We start from the raw sequence: 20,470 nt of genomic DNA on the forward strand, positions 1-20,470 counted from the left end.
AGGGAGGGCCCGTGGCCGACGAGTCGAGAAGCGAGCGGCGGACAGGTCTGCTGAACGGCTTCGCGGCGTACGGGATGTGGGGGCTCGTCCCGCTGTTCTGGCCCCTGCTGAAACCCTCCGGGGCGCTGGAGATCCTCGCCCACCGGATGGTGTGGTCCCTGGTCCTCGTGGTCGTGCTGCTACTCGCCGTACGGCGCTGGGCCTGGGCCGGGGAGTTGCTGCGCCAGCCGCGCCGACTCGGGCTGATCGCGATCGCAGCGACGGTCATCACGGTCAACTGGGGGGTCTACATCTGGGCCGTGAACACCGGGCACGTCGTCGAGGCGTCCCTCGGGTACTTCATCAATCCCCTGGTCACCATCGCGATGGGCGTGCTGATCCTGAAGGAACGGCTGCGGCCCGCGCAGTGGGTGGCGGTCGGGGTCGGCTTCGCCGCGGTGGTCGTGCTGACCGTCGGGTACGGCCGCCCGCCGTGGATCTCCCTGAGCCTCGCCTTCTCCTTCGCCACCTACGGGCTGGTGAAGAAGAAGGTCAACCTCGGCGGTATCGAGTCACTGGCCGCCGAGACCGCGGTCCAGTTCCTGCCCGCGCTCGGCTATCTGCTGTGGCTGACCGCGCACGGCGACTCCACGTTCACCGGTCACGGCGCCGGGCATGCCGCCCTGCTCGCCGCCACCGGCGTGGTCACCGCGCTCCCGCTCGTCTGCTTCGGCGCGGCGGCGATACGCGTGCCCCTGTCGACGCTGGGGCTGCTGCAGTACCTGGCGCCCGTCTTCCAGTTCCTGCTGGGCGTCCTCTACTTCGACGAGGCCATGCCACCCGAGCGCTGGGCCGGGTTCGCGCTGGTGTGGCTGGCGCTGTCGCTGCTGACCTGGGACGCCCTGCGCACCGCCCGCCGCGCGGCCCGCGCGCTCGCCGGCGAGCGCGCCGTGCCCGGCAGGACCATGACGACCGGCACGGCGAGCACCGCCCGGAAGACGGAGAACGCCGCCCGGAAGGCGGAGAGCGTCGCCTCGGAACCGGAACCGGAACCGGAACCGGGGGCCGCCAGGCCGTAGACCGCGGTCACCGCCGACCCCTCCCGATCACCGAACCGAGACGGGCCGGGCCATACAGCAGACCGCCCGCCAGGCCCTGCTTCCTCCTCGGCGCCCCGTCCGGCGGCCGGAGCCGGGTCCAGGACGCGGCCGAGAGCTTCCTCGCCACGCTGGAACACGGGGCGCGGGCCCCTGTGGACACGCAACCGCGTTGAGCCGGGGGCCGGCCGGTGCGCGGTGGGCGGGACTGTCGGAGGCGTCGGCTATAAGTGGTCGGCATGACGCAGACACCCGCACCTGGACCCGCCCCACTGCACTGGAAACTGGTCATCGACGCCGCCGATCCGCACGCGCAGGCCGACTTCTGGGCCGCCGCGCTGCACTACGAGGTCGAGGACAACAGCACGCTCGTCGAGCGGTTGCTGGGGCTCGGCGCGCTGCCCGGCGCGGCCACCGTCGAACACCACGGCCGCCCCGCCTTCCGGGAGCTGATCGCCGTACGGCATCCCGACGACCCGTACGACAAGGACAGCGGCACCGGGCTTGGGCGGCGGCTGCTGTTCCAGCGGGTCCCGGAGCCGAAGACCGGCAAGAACCGGCTCCACATCGACGTGCACGCACCCGCGGACGGACGTGAGGACGAGGTCGGACGACTGGAACGGCTCGGCGCGCGGGTACTGCGGCGGGTGCGGGAGCACGGCGGGGAGTGGGTGGTGATGACAGACCCGGAGGGCAACGAGTTCTGCGTGCAGTGACGAGTTTCCGCGTGCAGTGACAAGTTTCCGCGTGCAGTGACGAGTTCTGACGGCGCGGCGGATTCCGGTCGGCCCTAGTCGGCCGCCCGAGCCGCGCGTTCGGTCAGACGGACCATGCGGGCGCGGGCGGACTTCAGTTGCTCGATGTCGTCGGCCGCCGGGCTCCCCTCGGCGGTGAGTTCCGTCCACAGGGCGATCAGGTCCCGGCCGAGGCTGAGTCCCTGCCCGGGGTCGCGTACGGCACGCCAGGCCGCCGCCGCACTCTGGACGTTGCCGTAGGCCGCCTCGGGATCCCGGCTGTGGTGACGGAGCCGGGCGAGGTCCAGCGACAGCCGGAAGGCGTGCAGCGGGTCACCGGACAAGTAGGCGATGTAGGCGGTCAGTTCGCGCAGCCGGAGCACTTCGGGGTGGTCGGGTCCCAGGTCGGCGGCGGCCGCCTCGACCGTACGCTTCGCCAACTCGGCCGCCGCGTCGATCCGGCCCGCCCTGACGGCCTCGTTGATCCGCGCGGTCGGCTCCCCGAGCACGGTCCCGCTGTCGTCCCGGTCCCCGAGCACGGCCTCGGCCACGGCATCGAACCCGCGGGCCGGCGTGGGCCGGGGATCGGGATCAGCCTCGGCGGGGAAGTCCGCGGCGGGCGGACGGTGGGTGCGGGGCGGCCCGGGAACGCCGAGCGCGGAGGGGGAAGCCGTCCCCGACACAGCCGCCCCCGAAACAGCCGCCTGCGACACCCAGTCCGGCGCGGAACCGGTCGTAGCGTCCGCCTCGGGTGTGCCGGAGGGCTTCGGCACCGTGGCCTGGATCGGCCCGATGGGCCGCGGTGGCTCGGCGGGGCGGGGCGGTTCCGTGGGGCCGGGCGGGTCGGCCGGGCGGGATGGGGCGGCGGGCATGACCGGGGGTGGTCCGAAGACGCCGGTGGGGGCCTTGACCGCGCCCGGGGCGAGGTCCGCCACCGGGGGCGGTGCGACCGTGCCCGCGGGCTCCGCGTGCGGCGGCGGCTCCGGTACCGCCCGCAAAGGGAACGTCGGAGCGACATCCAGCACCGGTTCGACGACGGGACGCGGGACGTGGGCAGGCTCGTCGCGATACGGCGACGGTTCGGCCGCGGCATCGGCAGCAGCAGCGACGGCAGCAGGGGCATCGGCAGCGGCATCGGCGGCGGAGTCACGGCCGAAGCCCGCGGAGGGGCCGTCCGCCGGCTCCCCCGAGGTCTCCCGCTCGCCCGTCCTTCCCGGCACCCCCGGTTCCGGTTCCGAAGCCGCCCCCGACTTCCCCGATGCCTTCGCCTTCGGGGTCATCCTTGCCGGGTCACCGGTGAAGCGGCTGGCGCCGTTGGTGTCCACCTGGAGGGGGATCACGTAGCCGACACGGCCGTCGTGAATCGCCGCCCGTACGGGGTGGCCGAGCGTGCGGGCCAGGCACTGGAGGTGGTCCAGGACGGCGTGCTGGATCTCCCGGCCGGGGGCCGCGGCGAGCGGTACGCCGTCGACCGTCGCCTCGCCCGCGGCCGAGACACGGACGTCCACCCGGGCCGCCGGACCCGCACCACGCTCATGTTCCCGCTTCTCCTCGCGGCTGAGTCGAGACATCGGTCCCCTCACTCCCCCGGCGTCACGATCCGGTCGTACTCATGCGTACTGTCGAGTGTCGCCGCTCGCCACCGCTCCCACGTCACCGCGACGTCACAGACTCGCACCAGGAACTCCCCCGGCCCCGCGGTGCCCACCGCGCACTCGCGGATTTACTTGCGCGCGCATATGATGCGCAGTCTTGTATTCCTCGTATGCAGACCATTTGGGGGGGACCGATGACCCGCCGTTTCCTGTTCGTGCTGGGCAGTACCCGTCTCGACGGCAACACCGAACTGCTGGCCCGCAGGGCCGCCGAGCAGTTGTCCATGGACGTCGAACAGGAGTGGATCCGCCTGGTCGACCACCCGCTGCCGGAGTTCACGGACCTGCGCCATGACACCGACCATGTGCGGCCGCTCTCCGACACCGCCGTGGGCCGACTCCTGGACGCCACGCTCGCCGCCACGGACATCGTGATCGCCTCGCCGCTGTACTGGTACTCGGTGTCCGGCCCGACCAAGCGCTACCTGGACCACTGGTCGGGCTGGCTGCGCACCCCGGGAGTCGACTTCAAGGCGACCCTGGCGGGCCGCACGCTCTGGGGCGTCACCGCGCTCGCGGACCGCGAACCCGACGTCGCCGCCCCGCTGGTCGGCACGCTCAACAACTCGGCCGCGTATCTGAAGATGCGCTTCGGCGGCGTCCTGCTCGGCAGCGGCAGCGCGCCCGGCGACGTACTCAAGGACGCGGAGGCGCTGGCGCGCGCGAAGACCTTCTTCGTACGGGAGGCGCCGCTCGCGCGCTTCCCGTACGAGACGGCCGCGGCCGTCCAGCCGTCCCGGTCCGGGGAGGAGGGCACCCTTACGCGGTGATGTCCTTCGCCGTGAACCGCGCCCAGGCCGCCGAACCGAACACCACCGCGTACAGCGCCTGCAGCCCCAGGTTCCTGACCAGGTCGTCCCAGTAGACCGGGTCACGCATCAGGTCGGCGAAGGACAGCCAGTAGTGCGAGAAGAAGTACGGCTGGAGCGCGTGCAGTTGCGGAATCTGGTCGAGGATCTGCACGGTGATCAGCAGCCCCACCGTGGTCGCCATCGCCGCGATCCCGCTGTTGCTCAGGGTGGAGACGAACAGGCCCAGGGCGGCGATGCCTATCAGCGACGCGGCCACGACCAGAGCGATCAGCAGCGCACGCGCCAGACCTTCGGTGAAGCCGATCTGCGTGCCGGAGATGGTCGTCAGATCGCCCAGCGGGAACAGCAGCGCCCCCATGGCCAGCGCCGAGACCGCCACCACCAGCGTGGCCACCAGGCAGAACGCCATCGTCGTCGCGTATTTGGTGAACAGCAGGCGGGTGCGGCCCGCCGGAGCGACCAGGAGATAGCGCAGGGTTCCTGCGTTGGCCTCGCCGGCGATCGCGTCGCCCGCGACGACCCCGATCGCCATCGGCAGGAAGAACGGGAGCGTCGCGGCCAGCGCGGTGAACACCAGGAACAGGCCGTTGTTGGTGATCTGCGCGATGAAGGCCGGCCCCTCGCCGCCGCCGCCGCCGCCGACCGACGAGCCGTCCCGCGTCTCGATCTTGACCGCGATGCCGACCAGGATCGGCACCGCCGCCAGCACGCCCAGCAGCGCGAGCGTGCGCCAGCGCCGGAAGGTGGTGACCAACTCACTGCGCAGGAGTCCGAAGGTCCACAGCGGGTTCGGGGCGCGTCCGGCCCCGGGCCCGGCCGTCGACGCCGCGGCTGCGGCCCTGTCCACCCCGGCGTCAACCTGCGACATCGAAGCCCTCTCCGGTCAGTGCCACGAACGCGTCCTCCAGTGATGCCCGCTCGACCCCGAAGCCGCGGACCCGGACTCCGGCCGACACCAGCGCGGCGTTCAGGTCGGCGAGTTCCCCTTCCGGGGGCTCCGCGGTCACCCGGTCCTCGGTGACCACGACGTCGCCCACGCCCCGCTCCTTCAGCACCCGGGCCGCGTCCCCGGTGTCCGGCGTGGTCACGACCAGCCGGCCGCGCGCCCCGGCGGCCAGGTCCGCGACCGCGCCCTGGGTGATGAGCCGGCCCTGCGCCATCACCGCCGCGTGGGTGCACACCTGCTCGATCTCGTCGAGCAGATGGGAGGAGAGGAAGACGGTCGTGCCGTCGGACGCCAACTCCCTGACCAGGGAACGGATCTCCCGCATGCCCTGCGGGTCGAGCCCGTTGGTCGGCTCGTCCAGGACGAGGAGCCGACGCGGCTGGAGCAGCGCTGCGGCCAGCCCGAGGCGCTGCTTCATGCCCAGCGAGTACGCCCTCGCCTTCTTGCCCGCGGCGGCGGCCAGGCCGACCCGGTCCAGGGCGGCGGTGACCCGGGCGCGCCGGGTGCGCGGGTCGGCGGTCGGATCGGCGGCGTCGTAGCGTACGAGGTTGTCCCGGCCGGAGAGGAAGCCGTACAGGGCGGGGCCCTCGATGAGCGCGCCCACCTGCGGCAGCACCGCGCGCGCCGAGCGGGGCATGGGCCTCCCGAGCACCCGCGCGGTGCCGGAGGTGGGCTCGATGAGGCCCATCAGCATGCGGATGGTGGTGGTCTTGCCAGAGCCGTTCGGACCGAGGAAGCCGAAGACGCTGCCCGCCGGGACGGTCAGGTCGAGACCGTCGACGGCGAGCTGTCCGCCGCGGTAGCGCTTGGTGAGGCCGCGGGTGTCGATGACGCTCGGCCCCGCGTCCTCCGGCACCCGCGCCGTCTGCCGCCCCGTGGCGGACGGTTCGTCCATCGGCTCCCTCGATTCTTCGTGCCCGCAGGGTACTTACCGCCCCGAGTCCGCCGCCTTCAGCAGGGCGTCCTTGGTCACGGCGCCGACGTACACCTTGCCGTCGTCCGTGATCAGGGCGTTGACCAGACGGGTGGAGAACACCGTGCCCTTGCCGAACTTGCCGCTCACCTGGTCGCCGAGCGAGCCGAGGAAGCCGCCCAGGTCGCCGCCGGCGGAACCGGACGGCAGGCCACCCTTCTCACCCGAGTCGAAGGTGGCGATCGAGTTCCAGCCCTTGCCGAGCACCTCGTAGCCCTCGGTTCCCTGGCCCTCGTGGCCCTTGGCGAGGTCGTGGCCGGACTTGGACTCCGGGGCCTCGGCGAGCTTGTCCTCCTCGGTGACCTTGGCGCCCTTCGGCGGGGTGAAGCCGAAGGTCGAGGCGGCCGGCTTGGCGAAACTGACCTGGGTGAAGCCCGCGTCGACGACCGCCGCGCCGCCGCTCGCCGGGGTCAGCGTGAACTTCAGCGGCATACCGGTCTTCGCGTCCACCGCGATGCTGATGGCGCCGACCGTGGTGCCGGACTGCTTCGGCTTGACGAGCAGCTTGTAGGCGTCCCGGCCGGCGACTCGCATGGTGCCGTCGACGGTCACGGACGTGGTGTCGTCGACGGACTTCAGGGCCTCGTCGGCGAAGTCCTTGGGCGTGGCCGGAGCCTCGTCCTTGTGCTCCGCGCCGTCCTCGGCCGAGGTGCCGTGGTAGACCTGATTCGACTTGCTGTCGTAGCCCCATACGTCCTTGCCGTTGTGGATGAGGCTGTATTCGGCCGCGCTCTCGATCAGTGACAGCTTCTGCCTGTCCGGGCCGTCGGCGGCGACGCGCAGGGTGTGCGTGCCGGAGACCAGCTCGGTGAGCTTGGACGTCGGGTCGGCCGAGGATCCGTCGCCGGACGGGGCGATGCCCGAGGCCAGGCTGTTCTCCAGACCGCCCAGGTTCGGGAGCCCCAGGTCGGCGCTGACCTTCACCGTGCCGGACAACTGCTCGACGTCCGACTTGGCGATCTTCTCTATGAGCTGCTGTGCGGTGATCTTCGGCAGACTGGGGTCACCGGAGTCGGCGAGTGCCGGGACCAGCCCGATGGTCGCGGCCGTCACCCCCACGACCGCTACCGGGACGACGTACCGAGCGGCTTTGCGCCGGCCGGAGCGCAGGCCCTCGGCCTCCTCGGCGCCCGAGTTGTCAGCGGATTCGTACCGTGCCATGTGTGGCTTACCTCCGTCGTCGGCGGCGGCCTTCTACGCACCGATGCACTGTTCCCACCCTGAGCCGCCATTCTCACCCGAATCGGTGAGGAGTGGTGTTTTCCGTGGCTTCCATCTGACCAAATCCGCCGTGCGGATGCGTCACCCCGCGGATGCAACTCCACGTACACCTCCGGTATGACACGCGGAAGAGGCACCTCCCCCGACCCGTAGGGGTAATGGGCTGCGTCCCCGGCTGCTTCCCAGGTCAACGGGGGTCGAACAGTGTGGCGGCCGAGGGTGGAGCCGACCGTACGACAGGGAGGGGCGGGCGGCCGGGAAAGGCGAACGCCCAGGGGCAGGACGGGCGAGACGGACGGGACGGGCGGCGGGTCGGACGGGCGGTCCAGGTGCCGGGAGCGGTGGCCGGGGCGGGCCATCCCGCCCGGTGGTCGCCTGCTCGGTGGTCGCCTGCTCGGTGGTCGCCTGCCCGGTCGACGCCTCGCCCGGTGAGTGCCTGCCCGGTGGCTATCCCGCCCGGTGCACGACCGCGTCGCACAGCTCCAGCAGGGCCGTCTTCGCGTCGCTCTCGGGCAGTGGGGCCAGCGCCGCCCGCGCCTCCTTCGCGTACCGCACGGTGTCCCGCCGGGCCTGCTCCAGTGCCGGGTGCGCGCGGAGGGCGGCCAGCGCCTGCGCGTGCCGTCCGTCGTCGGACAGGTCGGAGTCCAGCAGCTCGCACAGCGCGAGGTCCTCGGGCAGCCCCAGCCGGGCCGCCCGCTCCCGCAGCCGCAGCACGGGCAGCGTGGGGACGCCCTCCCGCAGGTCCGTGCCCGGGGTCTTGCCGGACTCATCGGAGTCCGACGCGATGTCCAGGACGTCGTCGGCGAGCTGGAAGGCGACGCCCAGCCGCTCGCCGTACTGCGTGAGCACATCCACGACTGTGTCGTCGGCGCCGGACATCATCGCCCCGAACCGGCACGACACCGCGACCAGCGAGCCCGTCTTGCCGGCGAGCACGTCCAGGTAGTGCTCGACCGGGTCCCGGCCGTCCGAGGGCCCGGCCGTCTCCAGGATCTGCCCGGTGACCAGCCTCTCGAACGCGACGGCCTGCACCCGGACCGCCTCGGGACCGAGGTCGGCGAGGATCTGCGAGGCGCGGGCGAACAGGAAGTCGCCGGTCAGGACCGCGACCGAGTTGCCCCAGCGGGTGTTCGCGCTGTCCACCCCGCGTCGTACGGCAGCCTCGTCCATCACGTCGTCGTGGTACAGCGTCGCCAAGTGGGTCAGCTCCACCACCACGGCCGACGGCACGACCCCGGGCGCGTACGGGTCACCGAACTGCGCGGCGAGCATCACGAGCAGCGGGCGGAACCGCTTGCCGCCCGCCCGCACCAGGTGCTGCGCGGCCCCCGTGATGAACGGCACCTCGCTCTTGGTGGCTTCGAGCAAGCCTTCCTCGACAGCCGCCAATCCGGCCTGGACATCGGCTTCGAGAGCCTGGTCCCGCACGCTCAGCCCGAACGGCCCGACGACGGTCACGAGGGGTCTCCTGTCTGCTGCTGCCTGCTGGCGATTACACGGTTTGTCGATAGGTCGCTGCCATCACTCAAGTCAGCGTATCCGGTCAGGTTTCGATCACCGATAGCGCCCACCGTCCAGGCCGGGTGGTATCGGATCACGACCGGCATATTGCCCATCCCCTGATACAACCCGACATTCGGCCACTCAAGGAGATATGACACCTTTTGCCCCGCCAATGCTCCGGAACGTCGCTCATGCACATCCGTACGTCACATCCTTCCCTCACGAAACCGCTCACCCGGATCACACGGACCTCTGGGTCGCCCTCGCCGACGGGACGCGGCTGTACGCGCGCGTGTGGCGCCCCCTGACGGACCGCCCCGTACCGGCCCCTCCTTGAGTACACCCCGGACCGCCGCACCGACCGGACCGCAGCGCGCGACGCCCAGCGGCACCCCTGGTACGCGGGACACGGCTGCACCGACGACCGGCACGAGAACGAAGGGTCCGGCCCCGGGGGCTCGGTTCTCGCGGCCCGCCTGCACGCCCGTTCCGCCGCGGCACTCACCACCGCCGCCGTCCCGCCCGACCCGACCCGCGGTACGCCGACGACTCCTGGCAGGCCGTCTGGACGACGCGTCTGGAGGCCCTGACCGGCGACACCGGCTAGGCGGGCGGGTCGCCGTCCGGTTCTTCCCACGGCTCCGCCTCCGGCCCTCCCGACGGCTCCACGTCCGGCTCGCCTCACGGCGCGGCCGACACGCGCCCGGTGGCGTCCGAGCCACTCCTGCGCGCGTACGTCGCCGACTCCCGCCCGCGACCCCGGACCGGACCGGACCGGCCCCCAGGCCCGCGGGGTCGGCGAGCCCGCCTGGCCGTCCCCAACGTGACGAGCGTCGCGTACGGCCTCCAGAGTGCCCCGGCCCTGGCGCGCCCACCTCTGCCCACCCGCGTGGACGCGGGCCGCTTCCGCCCGGTCGGCCACGGCGCCGCCCGGCCGCAAGAAGGCGACCCCTTGGCCACCGGGCGACACGGAGGATGCGACCGCCGAACTGGGCGGCGCCGGCCACGCCTTCGCGGCAGCTCGCGCGAACTCCCGGTGCGGGCGGTGACGTCGGCCCCGATGGCCGTCTTCGGGGAGCCCCGCAGGCCGAGCCGCTGCGCGCGGGCGAGTCCGTCACGCTGGACGAGCCACACCCGAGGCGGCTGGTGGTACGAGACGCCACCGAGGACGAGTGGCGGGTGGAGCTCGCCCCGTGCGGCGGGGGCACGCGCGCGTACCCGGACGGTGTGGAGTGGGCCGAGGACGCATCGAAGACGTACACGAGCGCCGGGAACGATCCACTGTTGGCCCACTCCCACTCCCACTCCCTCTCCCACTCCCACTCCGAGCGAAAAACGAATTCCGCGCCCCATGGGGGCGAAGTGCCCGATTTGCCGCTATTGGTATTTCAATTCCCCTTGATGCCGAATGTACTTGACCTTCAGGGGGAGTGACTTGAGTCACCCTTTACCATCGTGCGACACCCCGCCCACAACCCTCACCACCCCTCCCCCGATGCCCAGTTGATGCTTGGCAATCGCAAAGGATCAAGCGACTCATACGTCTCAATCGCACGTCAATCGGTATGAGATGTGAATCCACCACTTGTTTCCGACATGTGCGGTCGCATAGCTTCCGGGCCAGTCGGGTGGACGCCGAATCCTGCCGCCACCCGTCATGACCCATCGACGAACCATATTTCGCACGGCAGGAACGGGGGACCCAGGTAGATCGCCGGTCCGGACGGCACAGCCGGCCGGACCGGCTAGGGGTGAAGTCGAGTCGCCTTTCGGCGGCCCGGCCGGGCATCTCCCCCGCCCGAACCCGACAGCTCACCTCGTAGGCGCCGGAGAGGAACATCGCCATGTCTGCTGCCGCTCAGAACCGCCGTCCCCGCATCAACCGCCTCGCTCGCACCCTCGCCGTGGCCGGCACCGGCGCCGCGCTGCTCGCCCTGCCGCTCCTCGGCGCCACCGGCGCCCACGCGGCCACTCCCGGGACCGTGGCGACGACCGCCACGACACTCGCCGGGTACCCGAACAACCTCGACGGCTGGATCCGCGAGTCGCTCGCGATCATGGCGGAGAAGCACATCCCAGGGACCTACAACGGCATCCACCGCAACATCATGCGCGAGTCCTCGGGCAACCCGCGGGCCATCAACCTCTGGGACTCCAACGCCCGGAAGGGCATACCGTCCAAGGGCCTGCTCCAGGTGATCGACCCCACGTTCAACGCCTACCACGTGGCAGGCACGTCGTACGACATCTACGACCCGGTCGCCAACATCACGGCCGCCTGCAACTACGCCGCCAAGCGCTACGGCTCGATCGACAACGTCTTCGGCGCCTACTGACGCACCCTTCACGGAAACAGTCTTTCGAGGACGACGGCCACGCCGTCGTCCTCGTTCGACAAGGTGATCTCGTCGGCCATCGCCTTGAGTTCGGGGTGGGCGCCGGCCATCGCCACCCCGTGGGCGGCCCAGTCGAACATCGGGATGTCGTTCGGCATGTCACCGAAGGCGACGGCCCGCTCGGGGGCCAGCCGGAGGTGCTCGGCGGCCAGCGCCAGACCGGTGGCCTTGGTGATGCCGCACGGCTGAAGCTCGACGGTCCCGGGCCCCGACATGGTGACGGTCGTCAGGGAGCCCACGACCGAGCGCGCCGTCACCGCCAACTCGTCGTCGGACAGGGCGGGGTGGCGCAGCAGCACCTTGCTGATGGGCGCACACCACAGATCGTCGCGCCGCTCGACGCGGACGGCGGGCAGGGTCGGATGCGGCATCAGATACCCGGGCTCGATGAGCGTGAGCCCGCTCACCCCGTCCTGGTCGACGGCCGCGTACACCTGCCCGACCTCGGCCTCGATCTTGCCGAGCGCGGTCTCGGCCAACTCCCGGTCCAGGGTGACCGACCACAGCAGGCGGTCCGTGCCGGCGTCGTACAACTGAGCGCCCTGTCCGCACACCGCGAGCCCCCCGCCGCCCAAGGTGTCGAGCAGGGGCCGCACCCGTGGCGCCGGGCGCCCCGTGACCACCAGGTGCCGGGCGCCGGCCCGTGCCACACGCGCGAGCGCGGCGAGGGACCGGTCGGAGAGGGTGTCGTCGCCGCGCAGCAGCGTTCCGTCCAGGTCGGTGGCGACGAGTGAATATGCGGGAGGAGCGGCCATGACCAGAGAATACGGACAGCAGGCCGCCTGGACTCACCGCTCTTGCCAACGCCTTGTGTTCCTCCGGCCTTCGGCCCCCGGCCACCGCCCCCGGCCACCGGTCAGGTCCTGACTGTCAGTGGTGAACGCTAGGTTGTGGTCACTGGGGTGACGGTCGTTCGGGACCGGTCACCAGGGCCGGTGTGCCGACGCAGCGGGGGTGGGGGCGATGACGGGAGCGGCGAGGAGCCCGGTGACGGGAATGACGAGTCCGGTGACGGGGGTAAGGGCAGAAGTCCGGCCGGACTTCCGGGCGCATCTGTTGGAGGCCGCGACCGGCATCCTGGAGCGCTTTCCGGCGGAGCTGAGACCCGAGATCTACGCCCTGTCCTTCCGGATCTGGCGCATCGACTACGACAGCCGCCGCCCCTACGTGGCCATCGGGTACAACACCGAGTCGCAGTACCGGCGGGAGAGACACCAAAACGACCCGGGCGAGGCCCGCTGGAACTACGCCTGCTGGCTCCTCGACGGCTTCGAGACGCTCGGCAACGTCCCCGAGGACCCGGCCGGCGCCCCGCTGTACGCCGAGGAGGTCAAGCGGCTCGGCCTGTGGTCCGACGGAGATATCGGGGACGTCCCGGACGACGACGAGGTGTGCAAGGCCGACAAGGCGTGCGAGGCCGACGATGCGGACGAGGCGGACGCCCGGCGTGACCTCCTGCGCCTCCACTTCGCGGACGCCTGCATCGACCTCGCCCGTGCCCTGCACGCCACCGGCCGGGTGGAGAAGCTGTTCGGCCGCCCGCTGCCTGTGGTCGTCTTCGACATGGACTGCCCGGGCTGGGAGATCGAGGCCACCGAGGCCGCCAATCCCCCGGACCTGATCGAGGACTTCCTGGAGTGGCAGCAGACGGCGTAGTCGGGCGCGGCACAGTCGTCCGGGCCAGTGCGGTCATCCGGCCCGGCGCGGTCGCCCGCGGCGGTCCGGTCATCCGGTGCGGTGCGCACGTCCGGTGCGGCACGGGTCCGTGCGGCGCTCGTCCGGTGGGCCCGGGTCCGGTGCTGGTCCGGTGCGGCACGGGTCTCAGCCGTGTGCCGCCACGAGGTGTTTCGTCAGGCGCGGCGAGGCGAACTCGGTACCGCACACGAAGCGCATTACCGGGCCGTAGGAGGCCGCGGCGGGCAGGCCGGTGAAGTAGAGGCCGGGGACCGAGGAGACATAGCCCGGGCCGAGTTTCGGAGTGCCCCGGCTGACGGCGAGCCGACTGCGGACTCCGTGGCTCAGGAAGCCCATCGCACCGATGTCGACGCGATAGCCGGTCGCCGCGATGACATGGTCGGCGAGCAGCCGGCCGGTGGCTCCCGTGCGGGTGCGGACCGTGAGGACCGGTGTGCCGTCGGAGGCCTCCGCGCCCATGACGCGGTCGATCGCCTCGACTCGCACCTTGCCCTCGAAGCGGTCCCGCAGCCACCAGGCACCGAGCGGGCCGAGCACCCGGCGGACCAGGTAGTGCCGGGTGTGAGCGGGGAGGTAGCGGTAGGGGTGCGGGTAGTGGCTGAGGGCCCACAGCGACCAGGCGCGGCCGAACGGCGACTCGGGGCGCAGCCGCGGCTGGTGCCACGGCGGGGCGCCGAAGCCGACGCGGTGCCGCGCGACCACGCGCACGCGTGCGCCCGCCTCGGCCGCCAGCGCCGCGGTCTCCAGCGCGGACTGCCCGGCGCCGACGACGATCAGCTCCTTGCCGGCGAAGCGGGTGAGGTCGTGGTGCTGCGAGCTGTGCGACACCGGGCCCGTCGGGGCGGGGCCCTCCGCCGCGGCGGCGGCCAGCTCCGGGGGCAGATGGGACAGGCCCGACAGTCCCGTGGCGATCACGACCGCGCGGGCCGGGAACAACTCGCCCGAGTTCAGCTTGACGTCGAAACCGCCGCCCAAGCGCCGGTCGACCGAGACGACCCGGACCCGCTCCAGGTCCGGCACCAGCTCCCGCTGGAACCACTCACCGTAGGAGATGAACGTCTCTACGGGGACGATGTCCTCGTCGGTGACCAGCCGGGGTATGCCCGCGGCGGCGCAGTAGTCGACCAGGGTGTGGCCGGGCCGTGGGGCGTCGATGGTGGAGGCCGCCGGGGTCGACTTGAGGAGCATTCCGGCAGGCATGTGGTCGCGCCAGCTCACCATGGGGTCGCCGAAGACGCGCACGGGGATGCCGCGCGCCCTGATGTGGGCAGCGGTGGACAGGCCGAAGGGCCCGGCACCGATGACTGCTACCGGTTGGATCACGAAGTCCCTCCCCAGGACGTGACGCCTACTTCGTGGCGCTGGTGGTGCCGCCGCGGCGGTTGGTCCGCCACAGCTGATAGAGGTGCTTGGCGCCCGGCCGGACGAAGCGCGCGAGCATCGTGAGGAACGGCAGCGGGTCGTCACCCGCGAACCAGGCCAGCTCCGTACCGCTCGGCCGGTTGGGCGCATGCGGCGTCGTGTAGCCGCTGCGGCGGTAGGCGAGGAGGGCGGGCAGGTCGATGTTCTCCACCACGTACCGGCGACCGGCGCGCTGCTCCCCCGCCGGTACGCGACGGCCGGTCAGGTCCAGGTGCATGGCGCGTACGACGTCCACCCCCGACTCGCTCTCGAAGAGCCGGAACTGGGCGCCCACACGGGGGTTGAAGTCGAGGAGTTTGTAGCGTCCGTCGCGCCGGTCGAAGCGCAGGTCGAGGTCGACGATGCCGCTGAAGCCGATCTGCTTGATGAAACGCGCGGCGAGGTCGGCGAGTTCCGGGTTGTCGACGACGTACGCGTGCGCCGTCATGCCCGCGTGCGGCGGCCACGAACGCACCTTGACGCCCGTGAACAGGGCGAGCGGCGTGGAGTCCGCGGCGAAGCAGGCGTGCACGATCCAGTCCTCGGCTTCCTCGCGCGGCAGATACTCCTGGAGGATGACGCCCGGGTGCTCACCCCAGTCACGCGCAAGGGCGAGCAGACCGGCTCGGGTGGCGATCTTCGTCGTGCCGTTCACGGCGGGTCGTCTGCGCCGTACGAACGCCTCGCGGTTCTTGGCCACCACCGGGAAGCGGGCCTTGTCGGCGAACTCCACGATCTCGTCGTACGACCGTGGGAAGGCCGCCACCGGGCTGGATACCCCGTGCGCCACGCACAGTTCGTGCAGCCCCTGCTTGCTGGCCAGGCGGCGGGGCAGGCCGGGCTCGACACGCGGGAAGAGGAACCGGTCGGCCAGCGCGTCCTGGTGCTCGGCGATCAGGACGGCCGCCTCCTCGTCGGTGGGAATGAGGACGGCGGGCCGACCGATGCGCCGGCCGACCCGCAGCAGGCCCTCCACCAGGTAAGCCGGTTCCTCCGCGCCGCTCGTCGGCCAGACGAAGGCGCGCTCCAGATAGCGGGAGGAGGCCGCGGGCGTGTAACGGTCCTCGGTGATCGCATACATGGGGACGCCCAGTCGGCCCAGGCTGCGGATCGCTCCGACGCCGCCGTGGTGCAAGGGGTAGTCGCCGAACTTGACGATCAGGCCGGGCACTTCACGGTCCGCCCGGAAAGGCACGCTGACGGCATTCCTGGCCACGGGTCCCCCCACGTGTCCCCTCCGGACCGGACCCACCCCGTCCGTGTCCCTCAAAGGACGCTAAGCCGGAATTGCACCCTCCGACAACAGGGCCTATTTGGACATTGCGAACTCTTTAGACACTGCCCAGGGAGGCAACTCACCCGTAACGTGTGCCGCGACCCATGGAACGCATGGCCATGCACGGCACGGATGAGAGCGAGGCGGCACCCATGTCCCCCTTCGACGTCCCCGAGAGCGATCCCTTCGGTCCGCACAACCTTCCGTATGGCGTGTTCTCGCCCGTCGGCAGCCAGGAGCGGCGGGTCGGTGTCCGGCTCGGCGACCATGTGCTCGACGCGGGTGCCGCAGCCGCCGCGCTCGGCTCGCCGTATGTCTCCCTGCTCGCGCGGCCCACCCTCGGCCCACTGCTCGCGGCGGGTCGCACGGCCTGGTCGGACGTGCGGCGCGCGCTGACGGCGTGGCTGACGGTCCCCTCGCACCGGGAGACGATCGAACCGCTCTTCCACCCCCTGTCGTCGGTGACACTGCACCTTCCCTTCGAGGTCGCCGACTACGTCGACTTCTACTCCTCCGAACACCACGCCCGAAACGTCGGCCGGATCTTCCGCCCCGACGCCGCGGACTCGCTGCCCCCGAACTGGATGCACCTGCCGATCGGCTACCACGGCCGCTCCGGCACGGTCGTGGTGTCCGGCACCGATGTCGTGCGGCCGTCGGGCCAGCGCAAGGCCCCGGCCGACCCGGCACCGGTCTTCGGTCCCTCGATCCGGCTGGACATCGAGGCCGAGGTCGGTTTCGTGGTCGGTGTGCCGTCCGCGCAGGGCGAACCGGTGGCGCTCGGCGACTTCCGGGAGCACGTCTTCGGGCTGTGCCTCCTCAACGACTGGTCCGCGCGGGACATCCAGGCATGGGAGTACGTCCCCCTCGGTCCGTTCCTCGGCAAGTCCTTCGCCACCTCCGTGTCGGCGTGGATCACCCCGCTGGAGGCCCTGGAGGACGCCCGGGTGGCACCGCCGCCGCGGACCCACCCCCTGTTGCCCTACCTCGACGACTCCGGCTCCGGCGACGAGCCCGGCGGCTACGACCTGCGGATCACCGTCGCCGTCAACGGTCATGTGGTCGCCGAGCCGCCGTTCTCCACCATGTACTGGACCGCTGCGCAGCAGTTGGCGCACCTGACGGTGAACGGCGCCTCGCTGCGCACCGGCGACCTGTACGGGTCGGGAACGGTGAGCGGGCCGGAGCCGGACCAGCGCGGCTCGCTCCTCGAACTGACCTGGAACGGACGGGATCCGCTCGAACTCCCCGACGGCAAGCGGGCCTTCCTGGAGGACGGGGACGTGGTGACGCTGTCGGCCTGGGCGCCGGGCCCCGGCGGGGCCCGGGTGGGACTGGGCGACGTCACCGGCCGAATCGTCGCGCGCGTCTGACGCGCGCGTCTGACCTGCGCTCCACCCGATATCGGCCGTCCCATCCCGTCCCGTCCCGGCGGCCTGCGGCCGGGCGGGGGCCGGGCAGGGGCCGGCCCGGGCCCGGTTCGGCCGCGACTCCTTACCCCTGCCGCCCGTCGCCGTCATACTGGCGGGCGAGACACCGCACCACCCGATGCACCGACTTCCGCGCACCACCCGACACCCGCCCTTCCTCCGACCAGGACCGGAGCCCCCTGGCATGACCGTCTGCCTGCTCCTGCTGAGCGTCGTCGCCCTGGCGACCGCCGGGCCGGCGCCCCGCGCGCTGACCCGGGCCGTCTGGCCCGAGCGGGAACCCGTGGTCGCGCTGTGGGTGTGGCAGTGTCTGGTCGCCACCGTGCTGCTGTGCTGCCTGGCCGCGCTGACCCTGGGTGCCGCCGCCGTCTTCCACACCGTGCGCGACCAGGTCTTCGCCCCCGCTCCACCGGCCGTCACCGCCGCCTACGACCTCTCCACCGCCCCCGTCTGGGCCGTCGCCCTCACCGTGCTGCTGGCGTGCGGTGCCGCATGGACGACGGCGATGCTCGCCCGCGAGTTGGCCGAGGCGCGCCGACGCCGCGGCCAGACCCGCGCGCACCTGCGCGAACGCGCCCCCGATCTGCCGACGGGGCTACCCACGGCGCGCGGGCCCATGCTGGTGCTGGAGGACGAGTACCCCGACGCCTGGTGGATGCCGGGCCATCCGCCGCAGCTGGTCGTCACCACCGGTGCGCTGCACCGTCTCACCGACCACCAGCTGGACGCCGTCCTCACCCACGAGCGCGGCCACGCCCGCGCCCACCACGGCTGGCTGCTGCACCTGTCCAGCGCGCTGGCCACCGGCTTTCCCCGGGTCCCGCTGTTCGCCCACTTCTGCGACCAGACCCACCGGCTGGTCGAGCTGGCCGCCGACGACACCGCGTCGCGCCGCTGCGGCCACCTCACCACGGCCCTCGCCCTGATCGAACTGAACCAGCACCGCGGGGTCCTGTCCTGCGCCTCCAGCCGACGCCTGCTGGGTGAGCGCGTGGACCGCCTGTTGGAGCCCCCGCCCCGGCTGCTGCGCAGGCACCGGGCCCTGACGACGACGGTGGCCGCGCTGGTGCCCCTGCTGCCGCTGCTGATCACCTTCGCCCCGGGGCTGACCGCCCTGTCCTGACGCGTCCTCGATCCATGGCCTGGACTGTGGGCCCGGGCAGCGTCTCCGGCGTCGGCGCGGCCTCCGGCCCCGGAGCATCCGCATCAGCGGCGGATGGCGGCTACCGCCGCCCGAGGCCCTACACCCAGTCGTCCGGCTCGGGTTCGGGCTCGGCATCCTGGTCGGGCCAGCCGCCGTCGTCCGTCGCCACACCACCCGCCACACCACCCGCCGCGGCCGGGGGCGCAGCGGAGGGCGCGGTGGCGCTCGGGTCGGCCGCGGTCGCAGCGCCGAGCGAGGACAGCACCCCGATCACGCCCTCCCCGTAGGTCGCCAGTTTCTTCTCGCCGACGCCGCTCACCGTGCCGAGGTCCCGCACCGAGCCGGGCCATCTGGTGATGATCTCCCGCAGGGTCGCGTCATGGAAGATGACATAGGCCGGAACGCCCTGCTCACGGGCCTGCTCGGCGCGCCAGGCACGCAGCGCCTCGAAGGCGGGGAGCAGTTCCTCGGGCAGCTCGGCCGCGGCCGCCCTGGGCTTGCGGTCGCCCCGGCCGGACGCGGAAGACGTCGTGCGCGCCGCGGCCTGCTTCTTCGGCTCCTTGCGCAGCGGCACCGCCCGGTCACCCCGCAACACCGAGCCGCTCCCCTCGGACAGCACCAGCGTGCCGTACTCCCCCTCGACCGCGAGCAGCCCCTGGGCCAGCAGCTGCCGGACGACACCCCGCCACTCGCCCTCGGTCAGCTCCTCTCCGATGCCGAAGACGGACAGCTGATCGTGGTCGAACTGGATCACCTTCGCCGTGCGCTTGCCGAGCAGGATGTCCACGATCTGCACTGCGCCGAACTTCTGCCCGCGCTCCCGCTGCAGCCGCACGATCGTCGACAGCACCTTCTGGGCGGCGACCGTACCGTCCCAGGTCTCGGGTGGGGTGCGGCAGGTGTCGCAGTTGCCGCAGCCCGCCGGATCGGGATCCTGGCCGAAGTAGACGAGCAGCTGGCCGCGGCGGCAGGTGGCCGTCTCGCACAGCGCGAGCATCGACTCCAGGTGGGCGGCGGCCCGGCGGCGGAACGCCTCGTCGCCCTCGCCGGACTGGACCAGCTTGCGCTGCTGTATGACGTCGTTGAGCCCGTAGGCCATCCAGGCCGTGGAGGGGAGCCCGTCGCGACCCGCGCGGCCCGTCTCCTGGTAGTAGCCCTCGATGGACTTGGGCAGGTCGAGATGGGCGACGAACCGCACGTCCGGCTTGTCGATGCCCATACCGAAGGCGATGGTCGCCACCACGACCAGGCCGTCCTCCCGCAGGAACCGGGACTGGTGCGCCGCGCGCGTGCCCGCGTCCAGGCCCGCGTGGTAAGGCACCGCCTCGACGCCGTTGCGGCTCAGGAACTCGGCCGTCTTCTCCACCGAGTTGCGCGACAGGCAGTACACGATGCCCGCGTCCCCCGCGTGCTCCTCGCGCAGGAAGGCGAGCAGTTGCTTCTTGGGGTCGGCCTTGGGCACGATCCGGTACTGGATGTTGGGCCGGTCGAAGCTGGCCACGAAGTGCCGGGCCGACGGCATGTTCAGCCGACGGGTGATCTCCTCGTGGGTGGCGCGCGTGGCCGTCGCGGTCAGCGCGATCCGCGGGACGTCCGGCCAGCGCTCGCCGAGCAGGGACAGGGCGAGGTAGTCGGGCCGGAAGTCGTGGCCCCACTGGGACACACAGTGCGCCTCGTCGATCGCGAAGACGGAGATCTTGCCGCGGGAGAGCAGGTCGAGGGTGGAGTCCAGGCGCAGCCGCTCCGGGGCGAGGTACAGCAGGTCCAGCTCACCCGCCAGGAACTCCGCCTCGACCATGCGCCGCTCGTCGAAGTCCTGTGTGGAGTTGACGAACCCCGCGCGCACACCGAGCGCGCGCAGCGCGTCCACCTGGTCCTGCATCAGCGCGATCAGCGGCGAGACCACGACGCCCGTACCGGGTCTGACCAGGGCCGGGATCTGGTAGCACAGCGACTTGCCGCCGCCGGTCGGCATGAGGACGACCGCGTCGCCGCCCGCCACCGCATGCTCGATGATCGCTTCCTGCTCGCCCCGGAACGCCTCGTATCCGAAGACCCGGTGCAGCGTGGCCAGCGCCTCGCTGTCGGTCACCCCTGGCATCTCGCTGATCCCGCCCGTCGCACCCATCGCCGTGTCCCCCGTACGTCGTCCCTCGACCACTGCCTCCACGATAGGGGCCCGGACCGACAGCCCCGGAGTTATCCACA

16 protein-coding genes and 1 riboswitch are annotated in these 20,470 nt (G+C 71.9%); of the genes, 7 read left to right on the forward strand and 9 right to left on the reverse strand.

The features are described 5' to 3' along the window. Positions 1–11: 11 nt before the first annotated feature. Together rarD and ACWEKM_RS03615 are read left to right on the forward strand one after the other, a co-directional pair. On the forward strand, positions 12–1,058 hold the full coding sequence (gene rarD / locus ACWEKM_RS03610) for an EamA family transporter RarD (RefSeq protein WP_451619504.1): 1,047 nt from the start codon (positions 12–14) through the stop codon (positions 1,056–1,058). A 257-nt stretch (positions 1,059–1,315) separates the two neighbouring features. Beyond that, positions 1,316–1,792: a VOC family protein gene (locus tag ACWEKM_RS03615; protein WP_451619505.1), complete on the forward strand. Its 477-nt coding sequence runs from the start codon at positions 1,316–1,318 to the stop codon at positions 1,790–1,792. Positions 1,793–1,866: 74 nt separating this feature from the next. On the opposite strand, the gene ACWEKM_RS03620 is transcribed toward ACWEKM_RS03615, so the two are convergent. Further along, positions 1,867–3,381, reverse strand: coding sequence for a hypothetical protein (locus ACWEKM_RS03620; protein WP_451619506.1), 1,515 nt, complete (start codon positions 3,379–3,381; stop codon positions 1,867–1,869). A gap of 218 nt (positions 3,382–3,599) precedes the next feature. Between ACWEKM_RS03620 and ACWEKM_RS03625 the strand changes: the two genes are divergently transcribed. Further along, positions 3,600–4,235: a flavodoxin family protein gene (locus tag ACWEKM_RS03625; protein ID WP_451619507.1), complete on the forward strand. Its 636-nt coding sequence runs from the start codon at positions 3,600–3,602 to the stop codon at positions 4,233–4,235. On the opposite strand, the gene ACWEKM_RS03630 is transcribed toward ACWEKM_RS03625, so the two are convergent. The 4 genes from ACWEKM_RS03630 to ACWEKM_RS03645 all read right to left on the reverse strand — a co-directional run bounded on the left by ACWEKM_RS03630 (position 4,225) and on the right by ACWEKM_RS03645 (position 8,875). After that, positions 4,225–5,145: an ABC transporter permease gene (locus ACWEKM_RS03630; RefSeq protein ID WP_451619508.1), complete on the reverse strand. Its 921-nt coding sequence runs from the start codon at positions 5,143–5,145 to the stop codon at positions 4,225–4,227. The two genes, ACWEKM_RS03625 and ACWEKM_RS03630, sit on opposite strands and share 11 nt — an antisense overlap. Beyond that, complete coding sequence (locus ACWEKM_RS03635; RefSeq protein WP_451619509.1) at positions 5,132–6,118, reverse strand: ABC transporter ATP-binding protein; 987 nt, start codon at positions 6,116–6,118, stop codon at positions 5,132–5,134. The genes ACWEKM_RS03630 and ACWEKM_RS03635 overlap by 14 nt, the downstream gene beginning before the upstream one ends. A 33-nt stretch (positions 6,119–6,151) precedes the next feature. Then, positions 6,152–7,357, reverse strand: coding sequence for a LolA family protein (locus ACWEKM_RS03640; protein WP_451619510.1), 1,206 nt, complete (start codon positions 7,355–7,357; stop codon positions 6,152–6,154). Between the two features lie 507 nt (positions 7,358–7,864). Further along, positions 7,865–8,875, reverse strand: a complete 1,011-nt coding sequence (locus ACWEKM_RS03645; RefSeq protein WP_451619511.1) for a polyprenyl synthetase family protein — start codon at positions 8,873–8,875, stop codon at positions 7,865–7,867. A gap of 1,701 nt (positions 8,876–10,576) precedes the next feature. Further along, a riboswitch (cyclic di-AMP (ydaO/yuaA leader) is annotated at positions 10,577–10,761 on the forward strand. A 3-nt stretch (positions 10,762–10,764) separates the two neighbouring features. Here ACWEKM_RS03645 and ACWEKM_RS03650 point away from each other — a divergent pair. Continuing rightward, a complete protein-coding gene (locus ACWEKM_RS03650; RefSeq protein ID WP_451619512.1) occupies positions 10,765–11,256 on the forward strand; it encodes a transglycosylase SLT domain-containing protein in 492 nt (163 codons plus the stop codon). Positions 11,257–11,264: 8 nt separating this feature from the next. On the opposite strand, the gene ACWEKM_RS03655 is transcribed toward ACWEKM_RS03650, so the two are convergent. After that, complete coding sequence (locus ACWEKM_RS03655; RefSeq protein ID WP_451619513.1) at positions 11,265–12,071, reverse strand: HAD family hydrolase; 807 nt, start codon at positions 12,069–12,071, stop codon at positions 11,265–11,267. 241 nt (positions 12,072–12,312) lie between these two features. On the opposite strand from ACWEKM_RS03655, the gene ACWEKM_RS03660 reads away from it, so the two are divergent. Continuing rightward, a complete protein-coding gene (locus ACWEKM_RS03660) occupies positions 12,313–12,972 on the forward strand; it encodes a hypothetical protein (protein ID WP_451619514.1) in 660 nt (219 codons plus the stop codon). Positions 12,973–13,137: 165 nt separating this feature from the next. Here the strand turns inward: ACWEKM_RS03660 and ACWEKM_RS03665 are convergent, their stop codons facing one another. Both ACWEKM_RS03665 and ACWEKM_RS03670 read right to left on the reverse strand, forming a co-directional pair. Beyond that, on the reverse strand, positions 13,138–14,334 hold the full coding sequence (locus tag ACWEKM_RS03665; RefSeq protein ID WP_451619515.1) for an NAD(P)-binding domain-containing protein: 1,197 nt from the start codon (positions 14,332–14,334) through the stop codon (positions 13,138–13,140). Between the two features lie 25 nt (positions 14,335–14,359). Beyond that, positions 14,360–15,607 carry a carboxylate--amine ligase gene (locus tag ACWEKM_RS03670; RefSeq protein WP_451619516.1) on the reverse strand — a complete coding sequence of 416 codons (1,248 nt, stop codon included), beginning with the start codon at positions 15,605–15,607 and terminating at the stop codon, positions 14,360–14,362. A 233-nt stretch (positions 15,608–15,840) separates the two neighbouring features. On the opposite strand from ACWEKM_RS03670, the gene fahA reads away from it, so the two are divergent. Both fahA and ACWEKM_RS03680 read left to right on the forward strand, forming a co-directional pair. Beyond that, the gene (gene fahA, locus ACWEKM_RS03675; RefSeq protein ID WP_451619591.1) at positions 15,841–17,061 is read left to right on the forward strand and encodes a fumarylacetoacetase; all 1,221 of its coding nucleotides are present in this window, start codon (positions 15,841–15,843) and stop codon (positions 17,059–17,061) included. A gap of 241 nt (positions 17,062–17,302) precedes the next feature. Continuing rightward, on the forward strand, positions 17,303–18,241 hold the full coding sequence (locus ACWEKM_RS03680; protein ID WP_451619517.1) for a M56 family metallopeptidase: 939 nt from the start codon (positions 17,303–17,305) through the stop codon (positions 18,239–18,241). 118 nt (positions 18,242–18,359) lie between these two features. On the opposite strand, the gene recQ is transcribed toward ACWEKM_RS03680, so the two are convergent. Continuing rightward, complete coding sequence (recQ, locus tag ACWEKM_RS03685) at positions 18,360–20,390, reverse strand: DNA helicase RecQ (protein WP_451619592.1); 2,031 nt, start codon at positions 20,388–20,390, stop codon at positions 18,360–18,362. Positions 20,391–20,470 lie beyond the last annotated feature (80 nt).

Source organism: Streptomyces sp. NPDC004752, from assembly GCF_053601275.1.

Bases quoted from the DNA above. Each gene is read 5' to 3' on its own strand.
- recQ (WP_451619592.1), bottom strand. From the start codon at position 20,390: ATGGGTGCGACGGGCGGGATCAGCGAGATGCCAGGGGTGACCGACAGC.
- ACWEKM_RS03630 (WP_451619508.1), bottom strand. From the start codon at position 5,145: ATGTCGCAGGTTGACGCCGGGGTGGACAGGGCCGCAGCCGCGGCGTCG.
- ACWEKM_RS03615 (WP_451619505.1), top strand. From the start codon at position 1,316: ATGACGCAGACACCCGCACCTGGACCCGCCCCACTGCACTGGAAACTG.
- ACWEKM_RS03655 (WP_451619513.1), bottom strand. From the start codon at position 12,071: ATGGCCGCTCCTCCCGCATATTCACTCGTCGCCACCGACCTGGACGGA.
- ACWEKM_RS03660 (WP_451619514.1), top strand. From the start codon at position 12,313: ATGACGAGTCCGGTGACGGGGGTAAGGGCAGAAGTCCGGCCGGACTTC.
- ACWEKM_RS03680 (WP_451619517.1), top strand. From the start codon at position 17,303: ATGACCGTCTGCCTGCTCCTGCTGAGCGTCGTCGCCCTGGCGACCGCC.
- ACWEKM_RS03650 (WP_451619512.1), top strand. From the start codon at position 10,765: ATGTCTGCTGCCGCTCAGAACCGCCGTCCCCGCATCAACCGCCTCGCT.
- ACWEKM_RS03640 (WP_451619510.1), bottom strand. From the start codon at position 7,357: ATGGCACGGTACGAATCCGCTGACAACTCGGGCGCCGAGGAGGCCGAG.
- fahA (WP_451619591.1), top strand. From the start codon at position 15,841: ATGTCCCCCTTCGACGTCCCCGAGAGCGATCCCTTCGGTCCGCACAAC.
- ACWEKM_RS03620 (WP_451619506.1), bottom strand. From the start codon at position 3,381: ATGTCTCGACTCAGCCGCGAGGAGAAGCGGGAACATGAGCGTGGTGCG.
- ACWEKM_RS03625 (WP_451619507.1), top strand. From the start codon at position 3,600: ATGACCCGCCGTTTCCTGTTCGTGCTGGGCAGTACCCGTCTCGACGGC.
- ACWEKM_RS03635 (WP_451619509.1), bottom strand. From the start codon at position 6,118: ATGGACGAACCGTCCGCCACGGGGCGGCAGACGGCGCGGGTGCCGGAG.